The following is a 21,306-nucleotide window of genomic DNA, read 5'->3' on the forward strand; positions in this document are numbered from 1 at the left end:
GAGACATGAAGAAACGATTGACCCTGCTCGGTTCCACCGGCTCGATTGGAGACAGTACGCTCGACGTGGTGGCGCGTCATCCCGAGCGGTTTTCCGTCTATGCGCTCTGCGCGCACCGCAACGGCGACAAGCTCGTCGAACAATGTCTGCGCTTTACGCCCGAAGTGGCCGTGGTCGGCGATGCCGCCACCGCACAACAGGTCGCGGGCAAACTGCGCGCCGCGGGCTGCAAGACCGAAGTGCTGCACGGGCCGCAGGCGCTCGTCGACGTATCGGCAAGCGAAGGTTGCGATACGGTCGTCGCGGCGATCGTCGGCGCGGCAGGGCTTGCACCGACCCTCGCAGCCGCGCGCACCGGCAAGCGCATTCTGCTCGCGAACAAGGAAGCGCTCGTCATGTCGGGCGCCATCTTCATGGACGCCGTGCGCGACAACGGCGCGATCCTGCTGCCCGTCGACAGCGAACACAACGCGATTTTCCAGTGCCTGCCGCGCGAAGCGGCGTTGCACGGCGGTGTCTCGAAGATCATCCTGACCGCGTCGGGCGGACCGTTCCGCACGCGCGAGCCGGCGAGCCTCGCCGACGTGACGCCGGACGAAGCCTGCAAGCATCCGAACTGGGTCATGGGCCGCAAGATTTCGGTCGACTCCGCGACGATGATGAACAAAGGCCTCGAGGTCATCGAAGCGCATTGGCTGTTCGGCCTCGCGGGCGATCGTATCGACGTGCTGATCCATCCGCAAAGCGTGATTCATTCGCTTGTGTCGTACGCGGACGGATCGGTGCTTGCGCAACTGGGCAATCCCGATATGCGCACGCCGATCGCGCATGCGCTCGCGTTTCCGGAGCGTGTCGATTCGGGCGTCGCACAGCTCGACCTCGCGCAGGTCGCGACGCTGTCGTTCGAAAAGCCCGACTACGCGCGCTTTCCATGTCTCGCGCTCGCGATGAAGGCGCTCGCCGCGGGCGGCTTGGCCAGCGCGGCGCTCAATGCGGCCAATGAAATCGCCGTCGATGCGTTCCTGACGCGCCGCATCGGTTTCACCGCCATCGCGCAGGTTGTCGATGCCGTGTTGAACGCGCTGCCCAATCGCGATGCATCGAGCCTCGACGACGTGATCGAAGCGGATGCTGCGGCGCGGCGCGCGGCGTCGTCGATGATCGATACGTTGCCGGCGCTCGCGCGGCGCACGGAGCGCGCCACTCAGTGAGGCGTTTATGAATCTGCTGACCGAAGTACTCGCCTTTATCGTTGCGATCGGCGTGCTGGTGGTGGTACACGAGTACGGGCACTATAGCGTCGCGCGATTGTGCGGCGTAAAGGTGCTGCGTTTCTCGATCGGTTTCGGCAAACCGCTCGCGCAGTGGGTCAGCAGGAAAACCGGCACGCAATGGACGATCGCGATGCTGCCGCTCGGCGGCTACGTGAAGATGCTCGACGAGCGCGAAGAGGGCGCGCGCATTCCCGACGACGAACTGCGCTATGCGTTCAACCGGCAATCGGTCGCCAGGCGCTTTGCGATCGTCGCGGCGGGACCGATCGCCAACTTCCTGCTGGCGATCGTGCTGTTTGCCGCCGTGTTCGCGACCGGTGTGACCGAGCCGGCGGCGATCGTCGCTTCTCCTGCGATGAATACGGCCGCCGCTCGCGCCGGCTTCGAAGGCGGCGAAACGGTCACCGCGGTCCGCGATGCGAGCGGCGGCGAAACGGAGCCTGTGCGTTCATGGTCCGACTTGCGCTGGAAGCTGCTCGGGGCGGCATTCGATCATCGCAACGTCGTGCTGACGGCGAAGGACAGGAATGGCACGTTCGACTTTCCGCTGAGCCTCGAGGCCCTGTCGGACAAGGAAGTCGATGACAATTTCATGTCGCGCCTCGGCTTCGAGCCGGGCGGCGGCACGCTGTCGGTGGCCGGGGTGCAGCGCGACAGTGCGGCGCAACGCGCGGGCCTCGAAGCGGGCGATCGCCTGCGCGCGGTCGACGGTCATCCCGCCGATAACGCGACGACGTTCATCAACTACATCAAGTCGCACGCGGGCAAGCCGATCACGCTGCAAGTCGAGCGCGGCGCGCGTGCATCGCAGGACGCACGAGCGGACGCGCAAGCCGGCGCCATGCATACGATCACGCTGGTGCCCGCCGCGCAGCGCGACGACGCAACCGGCGAGAACGTCGGGCGTATCGGTGCCGAACTCGCTACGCAAGTGCCCTCGATCGACGTGCGCTACGGGCCGATCGAAAGTTTGCGGCTCGGCGCAAACCGCACATGGGAACTCGGTGTCTATTCGATCCGGATGTTCGGCCGCATGATTATCGGCGAAGCATCGCTGAAGAATCTGTCGGGTCCGGTGACGATTGCTGACTACGCAGGCAAGAGCGCAAGGCTCGGACCTTCAGCATTCCTTTCGTTCCTCGCGCTCGTCAGCATAAGCCTCGGCGTTCTCAACCTTTTACCAATTCCGGTATTGGACGGGGGGCATCTGTTATATTATTTGGTTGAGGCGGTTACGGGTAAGGCGGTATCCGATCGCTGGCAGCTGGTTCTTCAAAGAGCGGGACTCGCATGCATCGTCGCCCTGTCGGCGATTGCGCTTTTTAACGATCTTGCTCGTTTAATCCATTTTTAAAGGTGTCAGGCGGCGTTCGCAACGACCGTCGGACCTGATGCAGCTATAACACTGGGGAAGCACGTTGTTCAAACCTCATCGCTTTGTTCCTAAAACAGTTGTAGCCGCGGCATTCGCCGCGCATGGGCTGGTCGCCCACGCAACGACACCCTTTGTGGTGCAAGACATTCGGATCGAGGGTTTGCAACGGGTCGAACCGGGTACCGTGTTCTCGTACCTGCCGATCAAGCAGGGCGATACGTTCACTGACGATAAAGCTTCCGAAGCGATCCGCGCGCTCTACGCAACGGGCTTTTTCAACGATGTCAAGATTGCGACCGAAGGCAATGTCGTGATCGTCCAGGTGGTCGAGCGCCCGGCCATCGGCACGATCGATTTCTCGGGCATTCACGAATTCGAAAAAGACAACCTGACGAAAGCGCTGCGCGCAGTCGGTCTGTCGCAAGGCCGGTACTACGACAAGGCGCTCGTCGACAAGGCCGAACAGGAACTGAAGCGCCAGTATCTGACGCGCGGCTTCTATGCGGCGGAAGTCACCACCACGGTCACGCCGATCGACCGCAACCGCGTGGGCCTGCTGTTCTCGGTCGTCGAAGGTCCGAGCGCGAAAATCCGCCAGATCAACTTCATCGGCAACAAGGCTTTCAGCACGGGCACGCTGCGCGACGAAATGCAGCTGTCCACGCCGAACTGGTTTTCCTGGTACACGAAGAACGACCTGTATTCGAAGGAAAAGCTGACCGGCGACCTCGAAAACGTGCGCTCGTACTACCTTAATCGCGGCTATCTCGAGTTCAACATCGAGTCGACCCAGGTGTCGATCACGCCCGATAAAAAGGACATGTACCTGACAATTACGTTGCACGAGGGCGAGCCGTACACGATCTCGAGCATCAAACTCGCAGGTAATCTGCTCGATCGCGAGGCCGAGCTCAACAAGCTGATCAAGATCAAACCGGGCGAGCGCTTCTCGGCCGAAAAGCTGCAGGCCACCACCAAAGCGATCGTCGACAAGCTCGGCGAATACGGTTACGCGTTCGCCACCGTCAACGCACTGCCTCAAATCGATCAGGAGCATCACAAGGTCGATCTCACGTTGCAGGTCGACCCGAGCCGCCGCGTCTACGTGCGCCGCGTCAACGTGGTCGGCAATACGCGTACGCGCGACGAAGTGGTGCGCCGCGAAATGCGCCAGCTCGAAAGCTCGTGGTTCGATTCGAACCGCCTCGCGCTGTCGAAGGACCGCATCAACCGTCTCGGTTACTTCACCGACGTTGATGTGACCACGGTGCCTGTCGAAGGTACGCCCGACCAGGTCGACGTCGATGTGAAAGTGACCGAGAAACCGACGGGCGCGATCACGCTCGGTGCGGGCTTCTCGTCGACGGACAAGGTGGTGCTTTCGGCCGGCGTGTCGCAGGACAACGTGTTCGGTTCGGGCACGAGCCTGTCGGTGAACGTGAACACCGCGAAGACGTATCGCACGTTGACGGTCACGCAGGTCGACCCGTACTTCACGGTGGATGGCATCAAGCGTATTACCGATGTCTACTACCGCACGTATGAGCCGCTCTTCTATTCGACCGATTCGAGCTTCCGGATCGTGACGGTCGGTGGCGACCTCAAGTTCGGCATCCCGTTCTCCGAAGTCGATACGGTCTTCTTCGGCGTGGGCTTCGAACAGAACACGCTCGACATCGATGCGAGCACGCCGCAGACGTACAAGAACTACGTGCAGGACTTCGGCCGTGTGTCGAACAACGTGCCGCTCACGATCGGCTGGTCGCGCGACAATCGCGACAGCGCGCTCGTGCCGAGCCGCGGTTACTTCACGCAGGCGAATGCCGAATACGGTACGCCGGTCGGCGGCACGCAGTATTACAAGGCCGATCTGCAGGCGCAGTACTATTACTCGTTTGCGCGCGGCTTCGTGCTCGGCTTCAACGTGCAGGGCGGCTACGGTAACGGTATCGGCAATCCGTACCCGATCTTCAAGAACTACTACGCGGGCGGTATCGGTTCGGTGCGCGGCTATGAGCCGAGCTCGCTGGGTCCGCGCGACAAGACCACGAACGATCCGGTCGGCGGTAACAAGATGTTCGTCGGCAATATCGAACTGACATTCCCGCTGCCGGGTACCGGCTATGACCGTACGCTGCGTGTGTTCACCTTCCTCGACGCCGGTAACGTCTGGGGTGATCCTGCCCAGGGCGGCGACACGACGGTCGGTTCGAACGGCCTGCGTTACGCTTACGGCTTTGGTCTTGCGTGGATTTCGCCGATCGGGCCGCTCAAGCTGAGCTTGGGCTTCCCGCTGCAGAAGCACACGGGCGACCAGTATCAGAAGTTCCAGTTCCAGATCGGGACGGCATTCTGACCGGACGAACGGCGACCCTTACAGTATCGAGAGGATGACTTTGCGAACCGGTATGATTTCGAAACGTGTGGCATGCGCGCTGGCGCTGGCGGTGGCTTTCGGGGCGGGCGTCGTGCAAGCCGCGCAAGCACAGGAAGCGCGCATTGCGGCCGTCAATTCGGACCGCATCCTGCGCGAGTCGACGGCGGCAAAGGCGGCCCAGGCGAAGCTCGAAGCCGAGTTCGCGAAGCGCGACAAGGATCTGCAGGACATGGCGCAACGTCTGAAGTCGATGTCCGATTCGCTCGACAAGAATGGTCCGACGATGTCGCCGGCCGACCGCGCGCAGAAGCAGCGCGACCTGTCGCAGCTCGACAGCGATTTTCAGCGCAAGCAGCGCGAATTCCGCGAAGATCTGAACCAGCGCCGCAATGAAGAACTCGCCGCGGTGCTCGACCGCGCGAACAAGGTGATCAAGCAGATTGCCGAACAGCAGCATTACGATCTGATCGTGCAGGAGGCGGTGTATGTGAGTCCGCGCATCGACATTACCGATCAGGTGTTGAAGGCGCTTGCCGCATCGAACAATTCGAACTAACGCAAAAAGCAGCACGCCGGTACCGAAGCCAATGTGCCCGGTACCTTGTCAAGCGCCAACCTGGGCGCTAACCGAAATCAGGAGCAGTACACGCATATGGCTTTTACGCTCGAGGAGATCGCCAGACGCTTCGGCGGCGACGTTATCGGAGACCGCACGCATCGCGTCAGCAATCTGGCACCGCTGGATCAGGCTGGGCCGGAACACCTGGCGTTCCTCGCGAACCCCAAGTATCTGTCGCAGGTCGATACCACCGAGGCGGGGGCCGTGTTGATCAACGCGGACGACCTCGCGAAACTCGCATCGCCCGACGGACGTAACTTCATCGTCACGCCGAATCCGTACGCTTACTTTGCCCGCGTTGCGCAGGCATTCATCGACCTCGCTTCCCCCAAGGCGGTGCCGGGCGTGCATCGAAGCGCACACGTCGACGCATCGGCGCAGGTTGCGGCGAGCGCCGTGATCGGCCCTAACGTGACCGTCGAAGCGGGTGCGGTCATTGGCGAAAACGTGCGCCTCGATGCGAACGTGTTCGTTGGCCGCGGCACGCGGATCGGCGCCGGTTCGCATCTGTATCCGAATGTCACCGTGTACCATGGCTGCACCCTGGGCGAGCGCGCGATCGTGCAGTCCGGCGCCGTGATCGGCTCGGACGGCTTCGGCTTCGCGCCGGACTTCGTCGGCGAGGGCGACGCGCGCACGGGCAGCTGGGTCAAGATTCCGCAGGTCGGCGGCGTGGTGATCGGTCCCGATGTCGAGATCGGCGCCAACACGACGATCGACCGCGGTGCGATGGCCGACACCGTGATCGAGGAATGCGTGAAAATCGATAACCTCGTGCAAATCGCGCACAACTGCCGCATCGGTGCGTATACGGTGATCGCTGGCTGCGCGGGCATCGCGGGCAGCACGACGATCGGCAAGCACTGTATGATCGGCGGCGCCGTCGGCATCGCGGGCCATGTGACGCTCGGCGACTACGTGATCATCACTGCGAAGTCGGGCGTGTCGAAGTCGCTGTTGAAACCGGGTTTGTACACGAGTGCGTTTCCGGCCGTCGAGCATGCGGAGTGGAACAAGAGTGCTGCGTTGCTGCGCAATCTCGACAAGCTACGCGACCGGATCAAGGCGCTTGAAGCCAAGGTCGAGGCAAAGGTCGAAGGCAAGGTTGCGGGCGATGCGAGCGGCAAGGCATAAGGTCTGAAGCAGTAAGCGCGAGCACCAGGCGCACGCAGCATCAGCAGGCGCAAGCAACAAACGACAACAAGGGAGCAGAAACGCACAATCGAGAAGCGCCGGCCGACACCGCCCGAGAAGCATGAAGCAGGCGGAACGGACCCACGGCGCCGCCCGTAGCCGCCGGGGAGCTTCAGTGGCCCGGCGGCCGCACGTGACCCATTCAATGCACCGGCATCCGCTTCATCGTCGCGCTATCGGTCACAAAACTGCGGCGAAACTGCGGTGAAACCGCGGCACCACCGCGAAGAAAACTGCGCGTGAAACGAAATACCATGAGCACCGAAAAAATCAACCTCGACATTCACAAGATTCTGACGCTGCTGCCGCATCGCTACCCGATCCTGCTGGTCGACCGGGTGATCGAGCTCGAACCGCACAAGGCGATCAAGGCGCTGAAGAATGTCACGATCAACGAGCCGTACTTCGTCGGACACTTCCCGAAGCGTCCGGTCATGCCCGGCGTGCTGATTCTGGAAGCGCTCGCGCAGACGGCCGCGCTGCTGACGTTCGCGGAAGAGCCGCACGATCCCGACAACACGCTGTACCTGTTCGTCGGCATCGACAATGCGCGCTTCAAGCGCGTCGTCGAACCGGGCGACCAGCTGATCCTGAACGTGACGTTCGAACGTCATATGCGCGGCATCTGGAAGTTCAAGGCGCGCGCGGAAGTCGACGGCGCGGTCGCGGCGGAAGCGGACCTGATGTGTGCGGTGCGCACGTCGGACGAAGGCTGACGGCTGACGGCGGCAAGACTCAACGCGAACTGGAATACAAAGCGAGGGCGCATGAGCAGGATTCATCCCACTGCGATCATCGAGCCGGGTGCACAGCTCGACGACACGGTCGAAATCGGACCGTACGCCATCGTCGGCGCGAACGTCACGATCGGCGCGCGGACCACGGTTGGTTCGCATAGCGTGATCGAAGGTCACACGACGCTCGGCGAAGACAACACGATCGGCCACTACGCATCGATCGGCGGCCGGCCACAGGACATGAAGTACAAGGGCGAGCCGACGAAACTCGTGATCGGCAGCCGCAACACGATTCGCGAATTCACGACGATCCACACCGGCACCGTGCAGGACACGGGCGTGACGACGGTCGGCGACGACAACTGGATCATGGCCTACGTGCACGTCGGCCACGATTGCCAGATCGGCAACAACGTGATTCTGTCGAGCAACGCGCAGATGGCGGGGCATGTGCTGATCGATGATTACGCGATCGTCGGCGGCATGTCCGGCGTGCATCAGTTCGTGCGCATCGGCGCGCATTCGATGCTCGGCGGCGCATCGGCGCTCGTGCAGGACGTGCCGCCGTTCGTGATCGCGGCTGGCAACAAGGCCGAACCGCACGGCATCAATGTCGAAGGGCTGCGTCGGCGCGGCTTTTCGCCCGACGCGATTTCGGCGCTGCGATCGGCGTACCGGCTACTGTACAAGAACGGCCTGTCGCTCGAAGAAGCGAAGCTGCAGTTGCGCGAGCTCGCGTCGGCGGGCGGCGACGGCGACGAAGCGGTGCGCGCGTTCGTCGACTTCGTCGAATCGTCGCAGCGCGGCATCATCCGCTAACGCGCGATGCCGCTGCACTCCAGTCAGCCGCGGCTAGCGATGGTCGCCGGCGAACCGTCCGGCGACATTCTCGGCGCGGCCCTGCTCGATGGCCTTGCGGCACGGCTACCCGCCGCGCGCAGTTACGGCATTGGCGGTCCGCGCATGATTGCGCATGGCTTCGATGCGCATTTTCCGATGGATAAGCTCACGGTGCGCGGCTATGTCGAAGCGCTGCGGCATATTCCCGAGATTCTCGGCATTCGCAACGAACTCAAGCGGCAGCTGCTCGCGGACCCGCCCGACGCGTTCGTCGGCATCGATGCGCCCGATTTCAATTTCGGCCTCGAACACGCGCTGCGCGATGCCGGTATTCCAACCGTGCATCTCGTGTGCCCGTCGATCTGGGCGTGGCGCGGCGGACGCATCAAGAAGATCGCGAAAGCGGTCGACCATATGCTGTGCGTGTTTCCGTTCGAGAAACCGCTGCTCGAAAAGGCCGGCGTCGCCGCGACGTATGTCGGCCATCCGCTTGCCGACCAGATTCCGCTCGAACCCGACGTGCGCGGCGCGCGCGCCACGCTTGGCCTGCCTGCCGGCGGTCCGGTCATCGCGGTGCTGCCAGGTAGCCGCCGCTCCGAAATCGAACTGATCGGGCCGACGTTCTTCGATGCGATGGCGCTGATGCAGGAACGCGAGCCCGGCGTGCGCTTCGTGATGCCGGCCGCGACACCGGCGCTGCGCGAGCAGCTCAAGCCGCTGATCGACGCGCACCCCGGACTTGCGCTGACGGTGACCGACGGCAACGCGCAACTCGCCATGACGGCAGCCGACGCATTGCTCGTGAAGAGCGGCACGGTGACGCTCGAAGCGGCGCTGCTGAAAAAGCCGATGGTGATTTCATACAAGGTGCCGTGGCTCACGGGGCAGATCATGCGCCGCCAGGGCTACCTGCCGTATGTCGGCCTGCCGAACATTCTCGCGGGGCGCTTCGTCGTGCCGGAAATCCTGCAGCATTTCGCGACGCCGCAAGCGCTTGCCGATGCGACGTTGACCCAGTTGCGCGACGACGCAAACCGGCGCACGCTGACGGAAATTTTCACGGAAATGCATCACGCGCTCAGGCAGAACACGGCGCAGCGCGCTGCGGAAGCGGTCGCGCAGGTGGTCGAGTCGCGCAACAAGGGGCGGGCATGAACGAGAAAGCGCCGTCGAGACGCACGAAGACCGTCGCGGCCGAAGAGGCAACGAGTGCGGTAAAGGGCGCGGTAAAGAGTGCGGCGAAAGACGCGACAAAGAGCATCGCGAACAGCGCGTCGAAAAAGGTCCGGACGGCGGTTGCCAGAACGGTGGCCGCAGTGACCGTCGTGCAGCCGGGACTCGACTTCGAGTCGCCGCTCGATATCATCTGCGGTGTCGACGAAGCGGGGCGCGGGCCGTTGGCCGGACCCGTGGTGGCCGCCGCCGTGATTCTCGATCCGAAGCGGCGCATTCGCGGCCTCGACGACTCGAAAGTGCTCAGCGCGAAGAAGCGCGAGGCGCTCTACGACAAGATCGTCGAGCGCTCGCTCGCATGGTGCGTCGCCTCGGCATCGGTCGAAGAGATCGATACGCTGAACATCCTGCACGCGACCATGCTCGCCATGAAACGCGCGGTCGAAGGGCTGTCGATCGTGCCGACGCTCGCGAAGATCGACGGTAACCGCTGCCCGACCTTGAGCGTGCGCAGCGAGGCGATCGTCAGCGGCGATGCGCTGGTACCGTGCATCTCGGCGGCGTCGATTCTCGCGAAGGTGACGCGCGATCGCATGTTGCTCGACCTGCATCAGACGTTCCCTATGTACGGATTCGATGCGCACGCCGGCTACGGTACGCCGCAGCATCTGCTTGCGCTACGCGAGCATGGGCCTTGCGCGCATCACCGGCGCTCGTTCGCACCGGTGCGCGAAGCGCATTTGCGGCTTGGGGCCGCGCCCGGCGATCTGCCATCCGAAATGCTGGTTGTCGAAGCGCCGGCCTTTGGCGACGCGGCGTTCGAAGACGCGTCGCTCGATCTCGATCGCCCGCCGTTTTGAACCGGGCGGCGCGCCCGACATCCAGACGTGACATTCCCGACGAAGCCTCAGACGTGAAGCCGCAGACGTGAAGCCAATTACCTCGCGCGACAATCCGCTCTACAAGCGCCTGAAGGCGCTCGCTGGCTCGACGCATCAGCAGCGTCGCAGCGCGCATGCGCTACTCGAAGGGTTTCATCTCGCGAGCGCGTATCTCGATTCCGTGGGGCAGCCCGAAACCTGCGTCGTGACCGAAGGCGCATTGCATCACGACGAAGCCCAGGCGATCGTCGCGCGCATCGAATCGTCGCGCATCGTGACGTTGCCCGATACGTTGTTCGGTCAGCTATCGAATGTCGTCAATGGCGTCGGCCTGCTGCTGCTCGTCGAGCGGCCCGCCGTGCCGCTGCCCGAACGCGTGACGCAAAGCTGCGTCGTGCTCGACGGCGTGCAGGACGCGGGCAATGTCGGGTCGATTCTGCGCAGTGCGGCCGCAGCCGGCATCGGCGATGTGTTCTGTATGCCGGGCACCGCGTATGCGTGGGCATCGAAGGTGCTGCGCTCGGCGATGGGCGCGCATTTTCTGTTGCGCGTCCACGAGGATATCGAGCCGCATGCGTTGATCGAGCGGCTCGCGGTGCCGATCGCGATCACCGACTCGCATGGCGCGCAGGCGCTTTACGATTGCGACCTGTCCGGGCAGCTTGCGTGGGTGTTCGGCAACGAAGGCGCGGGGGTGTCGGCGGCTTGGCGTGCGGCCGTGACGCACCGGGTCACGATCCCGCAGCCGGGCGGCATGGAATCGCTGAACGTGGCAGCCGCCGCTGCCGTGTGCCTGTTCGAGCAGTGCCGGCAGCAGCGCGGGCGTCGATGAGGCAGGGCGATCGGCGTCTGTTCAGTACGCCGGCCTGTCGAGCCGGATTTCCTGAAGAATCGTGGTTGCGATTTCCTCGATCGACTTGTGCGTCGACGACAGCCACTTGATTCCCTCACGCCGCATCATCGCTTCCGCTTCGTTGATCTCGTAGCGGCAACTTTCGAGCGACGCATACTTGCTGCCTGGACGCCGCTCGTTGCGAATTTCGGCGAGACGCTGCGGATCGATCGACAGCCCGAACATTTTTTCGCGATGCGCGAGCAGCGGCGTGGGCAGCTTGGCGCGTTCGAAGTCCTCGGGAATCAGCGGATAGTTCGCCGCTTTCACGCCGTACTGCATGGCGAGATAGAGGCTCGTCGGCGTCTTGCCGCTGCGCGATACGCCGACCAGAATCACATCGGCTTCGGCAAGATTGCGGTTCGACTGGCCGTCGTCGTGCGCGAGCGAGAAGTTGATCGCCTCGATGCGATTCTTGTATTCCTCGGTGTCGGCGTTCTGGTGCCCGCGGCCCATCGCGTGGCTCGACTTCAGCTCGAGCTCCTGTTCGAGCGGCTCGACGAAGGTCTGGAACATGTCGAGCACGAGCGCATCCGAGTCCTTGACGATCTGGTTCGACGCGCTGTTCACGAGCGTCGTGAAGACGATCGGCCGGCGGCCTTCCTGGCGGCCCGCTTCGTTGATCTTCTCGAGTGTCGCGTAGGCTTTTTCAGTCGAGTCGACAAACGGCACGCGAACGAGCCGGAATTTCTGGTCGAACTGGGAGAGGATCGAATGCGCGAAAGTTTCGGCAGTGATCCCGGTACCGTCGGAAACGATGAATACGGTGGGCGGCATCGGTCTGAGGGGAACGTGAGCGGGGAACGTGAGCGGCGCGAACCGCTCGAACAAAGGGTGCGGCACGAAATGTGCATCAGTGCGGAGCACCGATGCGGTACGTCAATGGCGGCACGTCGATGCGGGTCTGCCTCGACGTCCGCGCCGCCGCAAGGCGCCGCGCGGTACAGCACATGCCCGCCGGGCGGGCTTCTGCGCGATTTTACCCGCATCGGGGCAGGCGGCTTTGCGGCGTGCTTCGCGCCATTGTTGGCCGACCGGCACATTTCGGGGAATCGGCACGGTAGAATAGCGGCAACCTGTTGGATAAGCAATTGCAAGCAAACCGGAGGCCAGTGCCGCTCAGATGTCAGTTTGGGCGTCGGCTCATGAATTTACCAAGCGGTTATTAGAGGTTTGCCGCCCGGGCGATTGTTTCTCCAACAGGTTGCGCAAGACGCGCGAACGCTTCCAATGAGCGCCGCGCGTGCAAGCCCACTTGCGCAATCGAGTATTTCTTCCACTCTTAGGGGCTTGTATGACTAACGCAGTTAACGTCGCAAAGGACAAGGCGTATGTAGTTCCGTTCGAACAGTTGCGAATGACCGACGTGGACATTGTCGGCGGCAAGAATGCATCGCTGGGCGAGATGATCAGCCAACTCGCCGAAGCGGGCGTTCAGGTGCCGACCGGCTTTGCCACCACTGCGCTTGCCTTTCGCGACTTTCTGTCTCACAACAATCTGACCGAACGCATCGCCCAACGTCTCGAAACGCTCGATGTCGACGACGTGAAGGCGCTCGCCGCCGCGGGCAAGGAAATTCGTCAGTGGATCGTCGATGCGCCGTTGCAGGCGCGCCTCGAGCAGGAAATCCGCGCCGCGTTCGACACGCTGTCGAAGAGCACGCCCGATCTCTCGTTTGCCGTGCGTTCGTCGGCCACGGCCGAAGACCTGCCCGACGCGTCGTTCGCCGGCCAGCAGGAAAGCTATCTGAACGTGGCCGGCATCGAAGACGTGCTCGATCGCATGAAGCACGTGTTCGCCTCGCTGTACAACGATCGCGCCATTTCGTATCGCGTCCACAAGGGCTTCACGCATGCCGAAGTCGCGTTGTCGGCGGGCGTGCAGCGCATGGTGCGCTCGGACGTCGGCGCGGCCGGCGTGATGTTTACGCTCGATACCGAATCGGGTTTCAAGGATGCCGTGTTCATCACGTCGAGCTACGGCCTCGGCGAAACAGTGGTGCAGGGCGCGGTGAACCCGGACGAGTTCTACGTGTTCAAGACCACGCTCGAGCAGGGCAAGTACCCGATCATCCGCCGTTCGATCGGCTCGAAGCTCATCAAGATGGAATTCACGAAAGCCGGCGAAGAAGGTCGCGTGAAGACCGTCGATGTGACGCCCGAGCAGCGCAACCGTTATTCGATCACCGACGAAGACGTGATCCAGCTCGCGAAGTACGCGGTGATCATCGAGAAGCACTACCAGCGCCCGATGGACATCGAGTGGGGCAAGGACGGCCGCGACGGCAAGATCTTCATCCTGCAGGCACGTCCCGAGACGGTGAAGAGCCAGGGTAACGGCAAGTCCGAACAGCGCTTCAAGCTCAAGGGCCAGTCGCAGGTACTCGCCACGGGGCGCGCGATCGGCCAGAAGGTCGGTGCGGGTCCGGTGCGCGTGATTCACGATCCGTCGGAGATGGAACGTGTGCAGCCGGGCGACGTGCTCGTCGCCGACATGACCGACCCGAACTGGGAGCCGGTCATGAAGCGCGCGTCCGCGATCGTCACGAATCGCGGCGGGCGCACGTGTCACGCGGCGATCATCGCGCGCGAACTCGGCGTGCCGGCCGTGGTCGGCTGCGGCGACGCGACCGACGTGCTGAAGGACGGCGCGCTCGTCACCGTGTCGTGCGCGGAAGGCGACGAAGGACGCATCTACGACGGTCTGCTCGAAACGGAAGTGACCGAAGTGCAGCGCGGCGAACTGCCGCCGATCCCGACGAAGATCATGATGAACGTCGGCAATCCGCAGCTCGCATTCGACTTCTCGCAGCTGCCGAACGCGGGTGTCGGTCTCGCGCGGCTCGAGTTCATCATCAACAACAACATCGGCGTGCATCCGAAGGCGATTCTCGAGTACCCGAACGTCGATCAGGATCTGAAGAAGGCGGTCGAGAGCGTCGCACGCGGCCATGCGTCGCCGCGCGCGTTCTACGTCGACAAGCTGACCGAAGGCATCGCGACGATTGCGGCGGCGTTCTATCCGAAACCCGTCATCGTGCGTCTGTCGGACTTCAAGTCGAACGAGTACAAGAAGCTGATCGGCGGCTCGCGTTACGAGCCGGATGAAGAAAATCCGATGCTCGGTTTCCGCGGCGCATCGCGCTATATCGCCGAAGACTTCGCGCTGGCGTTCGAGATGGAGTGCGCGGCATTGAAGCGCGTGCGCGAAGAGATGGGCCTCGATAACGTCGAGATCATGGTGCCGTTCGTGCGCACGCTGAAGCAGGCGGAGCGCGTGGTCGGGCTGCTCGAGAAGTTCGGCCTCAAGCGCGGCCAGAACGGCCTCAAGCTCATCATGATGTGCGAGGTGCCGTCGAACGCGATTCTTGCCGAAGAGTTCCTGCAGTACTTCGACGGCTTCTCGATCGGTTCGAACGACCTCACGCAGCTGACGCTCGGCCTCGATCGCGATTCGGGCATGGAACTGCTCGCGGCCGACTTCGACGAACGCGATCCGGCGGTCAAGTTCATGCTCAAGCGCGCGATCGACACGTGTTTGCGGCTGAACAAGTACGTCGGCATTTGCGGCCAGGGCCCGTCCGATCATCCGGACTTCGCGCAGTGGCTGACCGAAATCGGCATTGCGTCGATGTCGCTGAATCCGGACACGATCATCGAGACGTGGCAGGCGTTGGCGAAGCTGCAGACGAAGTAAGCAGCACGCATTGCATTGTCCCGGCGGCACTTGCGCGCAAGTACAAGTACTACTACAAGCGCGAGTGCCGCAAGCGTGCCGGGCAGGCGTCGAGCGCAGACACAAATCGTTCCAGATTCGCGACTGAGTTCGTGCTATAAAACACCCCGGATGGTTCCGGGGTGTTTTGTTTTTGGGAGGCCGAAGTGGCGCTAACAGGCTGGTTCTGGTGGGTCGGCGCGGGCGTGCTGATCGTGCTCGAGCTCATGAGCGGCACGTTCTATCTGCTGATGATCGCGCTCGGCTTCGTTGCCGCGGCGCTTGCGCGTCTGGCGGGCGCGCCGTTACCGGCGCAGCTTGCGGCGGCGGCGCTCGTCGCGCTTGTCGCCGTGGCGCTGTTGCGGCGCTCGCGCTTCGGCCGCAACCCGCGCGCCGATGCCGCACAGAATCCCGACGTCAATCTCGATATCGGCGCGACGTTGACGGTGCCCGAGTGGCACGATCGCCGCGCGCGGACGCAATATCGCGGCGCAGCCTGGGACGTCGAGCTCGCGCCCGGCGAGCCCGAAGATGCGCGCGTGTACCGGATCACCGCGTTGCGCGGCAGTTGTCTGGTTGTCGTTGCGAATCCCGAGCGGTAACGGGGCGATAGCGGACCGATAGCGGACCGGCAAGCAGGCCAACCGCCGGCATAACGAAGCAAACCAGAAAAGAGGTGCAGCAATGGAATCGACGATCTTCGCGGTCGTGTTTCTGATTATCGTGATCGTGCTGATCGGCCGGACGATCAAGATCGTGCCGCAGCAGCACGCATGGATTGTCGAGCGGCTCGGCCGCTACCATGCGACGCTGACACCGGGGGCGACGCTCGTGCTGCCGTTTGTCGACCGCATCGCGTACAAGCATGTGCTCAAGGAGATTCCGCTCGACGTGCCAAGCCAGGTCTGCATCACGCGCGACAACACGCAGCTGCAGGTGGACGGCGTGCTGTACTTCCAGGTGACGGACCCGATGAAGGCGTCGTACGGCTCGAGCAACTTCGTATTCGCGATTACGCAGTTGTCGCAGACCACGCTGCGTTCGGTCATCGGCAAGCTTGAACTCGACAAGACGTTCGAGGAGCGCGACTTCATCAATCACAGCATCGTGTCCGCGCTCGACGAGGCCGCGTCCAACTGGGGCGTGAAGGTGCTGCGCTACGAAATCAAGGACCTGACGCCGCCGAAGGAAATCCTGCACGCGATGCAGCAGCAGATCACCGCGGAGCGCGAAAAGCGCGCGCTGATCGCGGCATCCGAGGGCCGCAAGCAGGAGCAGATCAATATCGCGTCCGGCGGCCGTGAGGCGGCCATCCAGAAGTCGGAAGGCGAGCGGCAGGCGGCGATCAATCAGGCGCAAGGCCAGGCGGCGGCGATTCTCGCAGTCGCGGAGGCGAATGCGCAGGCAATTCAGAAGATCGCCGCGGCGATCCAGTCGACAGGCGGCATGGAAGCCGTGAACCTGAAGGTAGCCGAGCAGTACGTGAATGCGTTCGCGAATCTCGCGAAGCAGGGCAATACGCTGATCGTGCCGGGCAACCTGTCGGAGATGAGTTCGATGATCGCGTCGGCGCTGACGATCGTCAAACAGCAGAAGGGCGCTAACGCCTGAGTTTTATTATTTCCATGTCGGCGCAATTGGCGGGGCTGCGGGTTTGGCGCCGCCGCCGGTGCGGACGTGCAGAAGCGCCGAGTAGCGCCGTGTAGCGCCTGGTTGGCGCCGCGGCGCGTGTCACGTCGGCGTGCGCATCAGCCGTGCTTTTTCACGTTCCCAATCGCGTTTCTTCTCGGTCTCGCGCTTGTCGTGCAGTTTCTTGCCCTTCGCGAGGCCGATTTCGCATTTGACACGGCCTCCCTTGTAGTGAAAGTTCAGCGGCACGAGCGTGTAGCCGCGCTGCTCGATCTTGCCGATCAGTTTGCTGATTTCGGCTGAGTGCAGCAGCAGCTTGCGCGTGCGTACCGGGTCGGGCGTGATGTGCGTCGAGGCTTCGGGCAACGGGCTGATGTGCGTGCCGATCAGAAACAGCTCCGCATTCTTGATCACGACGTAGCCTTCCTTGATCTGCCCGCGGCCCGCGCGCAGTGCCTTGACTTCCCATCCTTCGAGCACGAGTCCGGCTTCGTAGCGTTCTTCGATGAAGTAATCGAAGAACGCCTTCCTGTTTTCGATGATGCTCATGAATGGAAATTGCCCAACTCGTTTAAAATCACGATTTTAGCAAAGCGAAGCCGGAAAGCCGCCGTGTCCGGCGTGCTTTTTGCGCGATTTTTAGCTGTTTGTCGCGTCAGTGCGTCGGGTTGGGGTCGTGTTTGTGGCCCCGTTTGTATCGCGCTTGTATCGCGCTTGTATCCGGCTTGCGCGTACTTGGGTCACTTGCAGTGCGTTTGCGTTATCAGGTCGCGTACTCTCTTATTACCGTTTTACTCTCGCTACGTGCCGTTTACTTTATGGCAGATGTCCAGAAAACCGTGTTGATACGCCACTCGGCGGAACAGATGTTCGACCTCGTCACCGACGTCGAGGACTACCCCAATTTCCTGCCGTGGTGCGGTGGCGTCGAGATTCGTCAGCAGGACGAGAACGGCATGGAAGCGCGCATCGACATCAACTTCAAGGGCATCAGGCAGCATTTCGCCACACACAACACGCAACAGCGACCCTCGCGCATCGATATGCAGTTCGCCGACGGGCCGTTTCGCAAATTCACCGGTTTCTGGCGCTTCACGCCGCTGCGCTCGGATGCGTGCAAGATCGAATTCGCGCTGCACTACGAATTCTCGAACATCATCCTCGAGAAGCTGATCGGGCCGGTGTTCAGCCATATCGCGAACACGTTCGTCGAATCGTTCGTGAAGCGCGCAGACCAGCGCTACGGCAAGTAATGAGGCATGCAATGAGTATGGGCGGCCGGCCATGAATGCTTTGCTGTCGATCGAGGTCTGCTACGCGCTGCCCGACCAGCAGACGCTGATCCCGCTGCAGTTGCCGCAAGGCGCGACGCTCGAACAGGCGATCGGCGCGAGCGGCATCCTCGCGCGCCATCCCGAGATCGATCTGACGAAGCAGAAGGTCGGCGTGTTCGGCAAATTGAAGCCGCTCGATGCGGTGCTCGCCGACCATGATCGCGTCGAGATCTACCGTCCGCTTATCGTCGACCCGAAGCTTGCGCGGCAGCGGCGCGTCGAGAAGACGCGCCGGGATGGGTCGATCGAAGGGCGGAAGTGGCTGCCGAAGGATTCGCGCTAAGGGAGGCGTGTCTTTCGCAGGCGCTTCCTTCGCCCATGTTTCTTTCGAGCGTTGCCGGCCGCCGCGCTCGCCGCACTGATCGCTGGATGCACTTGCACTTGCACTGGTCGCGCCTGGCGTTGTTTGCTGTGTGCTTGCTGCGGTTACGGCGCCGGGCGCGCCGACCGTCCGGCAATCAATGCACGGCCGCCTGCGCCTTGTCCTCGAGTGACGTGCGCTTCGCGCCGTCATCCGCATGCTGGCGCACCGACCAGCTGACCCCTACGAGCAACAGCGCAATCGCGGCGGCTTCGAGAACGCGCGGCAGACGGTGGTCGTAGATAAACGCGTAAAGCAGCGCGAACAGCGTTTCGAACACGATCAACTGCCCTGACAGCGTGAGCGGCAGGCGCTTGGACGCGGCGTTCCACAGACCGTTGCCGAGCCACGACGCGCCGATTGCGAGCCCGAGGTTCAGCATCCAGAACAGATGCCAGCGCGAATCGGCGAGGGGGCCATGCGGCGCGGTCGCGAAGCCGGCCGGCAACGCGGCCACGACGATCCACAGCGCCGCGCCGAGCAGACCCGTGACGATGCCCCACAGCACCGACCATTCGCTGCCGCTGAAATGGTCGTTGCGCTGCAGATAGCGGGCGTTTTCGACCGCGAACCACGTCCACGAAACGAGCGCGCCCGCGGCGCATGCGAGACCCGCGAGCTTCGTCAGGATCGGGCTGCCGGCTATCAGCGCCGCGCCGGCGCCCGCAAGCGCGTCCGCGCCCGCACCCGAATCCGCGCCGGCCGAAAACACATCGATATTGATGCACGCGATGCCGGCGAGCACCATCGCGAGCGGCCAGACGAGCCGCGCGAGCGGCACCGCGCCATGATCGCGCCGTCCCAGCAAGGTGACGGTGACCGGCAGCACGCCGACGATCAGCGAAGCGGGCGCGATGCCGACCATATGCACGGCGCCGGTCAGCAGCAGGTAGTAGAGCAGGTTGCCGGCCAGCGCCAGCTTGAAGAGCGCGGCAATATCCGCGGCGGTGAGGCGCGCCAGCAGCGAGCGCGCGGACGGCAGCGCGGCAACCATCGACACCGCGCCATACATCATGTATCGGCCCGAACTGAGCAGCAGCGGCGAAAAATCGGCGAGCAGCCGCGGCACGAGGAAAACCGTGCCCCATAACGCTCCGGCCATCATTCCATACATCACGCCGCGCCGCATTGCCTGCCTCGATCCGAAAGAACTGAAAGTGCGCGCAGCATAGCGTGCGCCATTCGGCCGCGTCTTGTTCGATTCTGCAACTGCGCGCTTGCTCGAGGCGTAAGCGCAAAACGAAAAACCGGACGCAAATCCGAAACGCAAATCCGAAACGAAAACGGATCGAACCACACCCGAACGGGAAAGCGAAATGCGCTGGCAAATACGATGCCATCGGGCATCAAAAAACCTGACGAAATTCGCTAACTGACTGTTCGGACGATGAAAACCGGGGAGGTATCGCGTATAATTCGCTTTTGCGCCTATAGGATTTGCCATGCGTCTGATCCAGAAAGCACTCACGTTCGATGACGTGCTCCTCGTCCCGGCCTTCTCCGACGTTCTGCCGCGCGACACCAGCCTGAAAACCCGACTGACCCGCAATATCTCCCTGAATATGCCTCTCGTGTCCGCCGCCATGGACACGGTCACCGAAGCGCGTCTGGCCATCGTCATGGCGCAGCAAGGCGGCATCGGCATCGTTCACAAGAATCTGACCGCGGCCGAGCAGGCGCGCGAGGTCGCGAAGGTCAAGCGCTTCGAATCGGGCGTCGTGCGCGATCCGATCACGGTGCCGCCGCAAATGAAGGTGCGCGATGTGATTGCGCTATCGCAACAGCATGGCATTTCGGGTTTTCCGGTGGTCGAAGGCGCGCAGCTGATCGGCATCGTCACGAACCGCGACCTGCGCTTCGAAACGCGTCTGGACGAACCCGTGCGCACGATCATGACGCCGCGCGAGCGCCTCGTCACGGTCAAGGAAGGCACGCCGCTCGCCGAAGCAAAGGCGCTCATGCATAGCCATCGGCTCGAGCGTGTGCTCGTCGTCAACGATGCATTCGAGCTGCGCGGGCTGATGACGGTCAAGGACATCACGAAGCAGACCGAACACCCGGACGCCTGCAAGGACGAACACGGCAAGCTGCGCGTCGGCGCGGCGGTCGGCGTCGGCGCGGACAATGAGGAGCGCGTGTCGCTGCTCGTGCAGGCCGGTGTCGACGTGATCGTCGTCGATACCGCGCACGGCCACAGCAAGGGCGTGCTCGAGCGCGTGCAGTGGGTCAAAAAGAACTTCCCGCACGTCGATGTGATCGGCGGCAATATCGCCACGGCAAGCGCGGCGAAGGCGCTCGTCGAGTACGGCGCGGACGGCGTGAAGGTCGGCATCGGCCCGGGCTCGATCTGCACGACGCGTATCGTCGCCGGCGTCGGCGTGCCGCAAATCACGGCTATCTCGAACGTCGCCGAAGGGCTCAAAGGCTCGGGCGTGCCGCTGATCGCGGACGGCGGCGTGCGCTTCTCGGGCGATGTCAGCAAGGCGCTCGCGGCCGGCGCGAACGCGGTCATGATGGGCAGCATGTTCGCCGGCACCGAAGAGTCGCCGGGCGACGTGTTCCTGTATCAGGGCCGCCAGTACAAGTCGTATCGCGGCATGGGCTCGGTCGGCGCGATGAAGGACGGCGCGGCGGACCGCTACTTCCAGGACAACTCCGCGAATATCGACAAGCTCGTGCCGGAAGGCATCGAAGGCCGCGTCGCGTACAAGGGCTCGGTCAGCGCGATCCTGTTCCAGATGATCGGCGGCGTGCGCGCGAGCATGGGCTACTGCGGCTGCAACACGATCGACGAACTGCACGAGAAGGCCGAGTTCGTGCAGATCACCGCGGCCGGCATGCGCGAATCGCACGTGCACGACGTGCAGATCACGAAGGAAGCGCCCAACTATCACGTGGACTGATC

General features: G+C 63.0%; 19 protein-coding genes. 16 read left to right on the forward strand and 3 right to left on the reverse strand.

Annotation, left to right across the window (positions count from 1 at the left end; all coding sequences use genetic code 11):
• Nucleotides 1-5 precede the first annotated feature (5 nt).
• The 10 genes from BTO02_RS09820 to BTO02_RS09865 all read left to right on the forward strand — a co-directional run bounded on the left by BTO02_RS09820 (nucleotide 6) and on the right by BTO02_RS09865 (nucleotide 11,302).
• Nucleotides 6-1,211 carry a 1-deoxy-D-xylulose-5-phosphate reductoisomerase gene (locus tag BTO02_RS09820; RefSeq protein ID WP_075156873.1) on the forward strand — a complete coding sequence of 402 codons (1,206 nt, stop codon included), beginning with the start codon at nucleotides 6-8 and terminating at the stop codon, nucleotides 1,209-1,211.
• Between the two features lie 7 nt (nucleotides 1,212-1,218).
• On the forward strand, nucleotides 1,219-2,628 hold the full coding sequence (gene rseP, locus BTO02_RS09825; protein ID WP_075156874.1) for an RIP metalloprotease RseP: 1,410 nt from the start codon (nucleotides 1,219-1,221) through the stop codon (nucleotides 2,626-2,628).
• Nucleotides 2,629-2,692: 64 nt separating this feature from the next.
• The gene (gene bamA, locus BTO02_RS09830) at nucleotides 2,693-5,005 is read left to right on the forward strand and encodes an outer membrane protein assembly factor BamA (protein WP_075156875.1); all 2,313 of its coding nucleotides are present in this window, start codon (nucleotides 2,693-2,695) and stop codon (nucleotides 5,003-5,005) included.
• Nucleotides 5,006-5,039: 34 nt separating this feature from the next.
• The gene (locus BTO02_RS09835) at nucleotides 5,040-5,582 is read left to right on the forward strand and encodes an OmpH family outer membrane protein (protein ID WP_198039219.1); all 543 of its coding nucleotides are present in this window, start codon (nucleotides 5,040-5,042) and stop codon (nucleotides 5,580-5,582) included.
• 96 nt (nucleotides 5,583-5,678) lie between these two features.
• Nucleotides 5,679-6,779, forward strand: a complete 1,101-nt coding sequence (gene lpxD / locus BTO02_RS09840; RefSeq protein ID WP_075156877.1) for a UDP-3-O-(3-hydroxymyristoyl)glucosamine N-acyltransferase — start codon at nucleotides 5,679-5,681, stop codon at nucleotides 6,777-6,779.
• 314 nt (nucleotides 6,780-7,093) lie between these two features.
• Nucleotides 7,094-7,555, forward strand: a complete 462-nt coding sequence (gene fabZ, locus BTO02_RS09845) for a 3-hydroxyacyl-ACP dehydratase FabZ (protein WP_075156878.1) — start codon at nucleotides 7,094-7,096, stop codon at nucleotides 7,553-7,555.
• A 51-nt stretch (nucleotides 7,556-7,606) separates the two neighbouring features.
• A complete protein-coding gene (lpxA, locus tag BTO02_RS09850; RefSeq protein WP_075156879.1) occupies nucleotides 7,607-8,395 on the forward strand; it encodes an acyl-ACP--UDP-N-acetylglucosamine O-acyltransferase in 789 nt (262 codons plus the stop codon).
• A 6-nt stretch (nucleotides 8,396-8,401) separates the two neighbouring features.
• A complete protein-coding gene (gene lpxB / locus BTO02_RS09855; RefSeq protein WP_075156880.1) occupies nucleotides 8,402-9,571 on the forward strand; it encodes a lipid-A-disaccharide synthase in 1,170 nt (389 codons plus the stop codon).
• Nucleotides 9,568-10,449 carry a ribonuclease HII gene (gene rnhB / locus BTO02_RS09860; RefSeq protein WP_075156881.1) on the forward strand — a complete coding sequence of 294 codons (882 nt, stop codon included), beginning with the start codon at nucleotides 9,568-9,570 and terminating at the stop codon, nucleotides 10,447-10,449. Before lpxB ends, rnhB begins: the two co-directional genes overlap by 4 nt.
• A gap of 67 nt (nucleotides 10,450-10,516) precedes the next feature.
• A complete protein-coding gene (locus BTO02_RS09865) occupies nucleotides 10,517-11,302 on the forward strand; it encodes a TrmH family RNA methyltransferase (protein WP_075156882.1) in 786 nt (261 codons plus the stop codon).
• Between the two features lie 21 nt (nucleotides 11,303-11,323).
• On the opposite strand, the gene ppsR is transcribed toward BTO02_RS09865, so the two are convergent.
• Complete coding sequence (ppsR, locus tag BTO02_RS09870; RefSeq protein WP_075156883.1) at nucleotides 11,324-12,139, reverse strand: posphoenolpyruvate synthetase regulatory kinase/phosphorylase PpsR; 816 nt, start codon at nucleotides 12,137-12,139, stop codon at nucleotides 11,324-11,326.
• A gap of 517 nt (nucleotides 12,140-12,656) precedes the next feature.
• Between ppsR and ppsA the strand changes: the two genes are divergently transcribed.
• The 3 genes from ppsA to BTO02_RS09885 all read left to right on the forward strand — a co-directional run bounded on the left by ppsA (nucleotide 12,657) and on the right by BTO02_RS09885 (nucleotide 16,688).
• Nucleotides 12,657-15,059: a phosphoenolpyruvate synthase gene (gene ppsA, locus BTO02_RS09875; RefSeq protein WP_075156884.1), complete on the forward strand. Its 2,403-nt coding sequence runs from the start codon at nucleotides 12,657-12,659 to the stop codon at nucleotides 15,057-15,059.
• Between the two features lie 185 nt (nucleotides 15,060-15,244).
• The gene (locus BTO02_RS09880) at nucleotides 15,245-15,679 is read left to right on the forward strand and encodes an NfeD family protein (RefSeq protein ID WP_075156885.1); all 435 of its coding nucleotides are present in this window, start codon (nucleotides 15,245-15,247) and stop codon (nucleotides 15,677-15,679) included.
• Between the two features lie 82 nt (nucleotides 15,680-15,761).
• Nucleotides 15,762-16,688, forward strand: coding sequence for an SPFH domain-containing protein (locus BTO02_RS09885; RefSeq protein WP_075156886.1), 927 nt, complete (start codon nucleotides 15,762-15,764; stop codon nucleotides 16,686-16,688).
• A 120-nt stretch (nucleotides 16,689-16,808) separates the two neighbouring features.
• Here BTO02_RS09885 and smpB read toward each other — a convergent pair whose 3' ends face one another.
• Nucleotides 16,809-17,255, reverse strand: coding sequence for an SsrA-binding protein SmpB (smpB, locus tag BTO02_RS09890; RefSeq protein ID WP_075156887.1), 447 nt, complete (start codon nucleotides 17,253-17,255; stop codon nucleotides 16,809-16,811).
• Between the two features lie 269 nt (nucleotides 17,256-17,524).
• Between smpB and BTO02_RS09895 the strand changes: the two genes are divergently transcribed.
• Complete coding sequence (locus BTO02_RS09895; protein WP_075156888.1) at nucleotides 17,525-17,959, forward strand: type II toxin-antitoxin system RatA family toxin; 435 nt, start codon at nucleotides 17,525-17,527, stop codon at nucleotides 17,957-17,959.
• 31 nt (nucleotides 17,960-17,990) lie between these two features.
• The gene (locus BTO02_RS09900; protein WP_075156889.1) at nucleotides 17,991-18,323 is read left to right on the forward strand and encodes an RnfH family protein; all 333 of its coding nucleotides are present in this window, start codon (nucleotides 17,991-17,993) and stop codon (nucleotides 18,321-18,323) included.
• A 175-nt stretch (nucleotides 18,324-18,498) separates the two neighbouring features.
• Here BTO02_RS09900 and BTO02_RS09905 read toward each other — a convergent pair whose 3' ends face one another.
• Nucleotides 18,499-19,530, reverse strand: coding sequence for a DMT family transporter (locus tag BTO02_RS09905; protein ID WP_075158745.1), 1,032 nt, complete (start codon nucleotides 19,528-19,530; stop codon nucleotides 18,499-18,501).
• A gap of 313 nt (nucleotides 19,531-19,843) precedes the next feature.
• On the opposite strand from BTO02_RS09905, the gene guaB reads away from it, so the two are divergent.
• Nucleotides 19,844-21,304, forward strand: a complete 1,461-nt coding sequence (gene guaB, locus BTO02_RS09910) for an IMP dehydrogenase (RefSeq protein ID WP_075156890.1) — start codon at nucleotides 19,844-19,846, stop codon at nucleotides 21,302-21,304.
• Nucleotides 21,305-21,306: the final 2 nt, after the last annotated feature.

Source organism: Paraburkholderia sp. SOS3 (assembly GCF_001922345.1).
Taxonomy (GTDB): Bacteria; Pseudomonadota; Gammaproteobacteria; order Burkholderiales; family Burkholderiaceae; genus Paraburkholderia.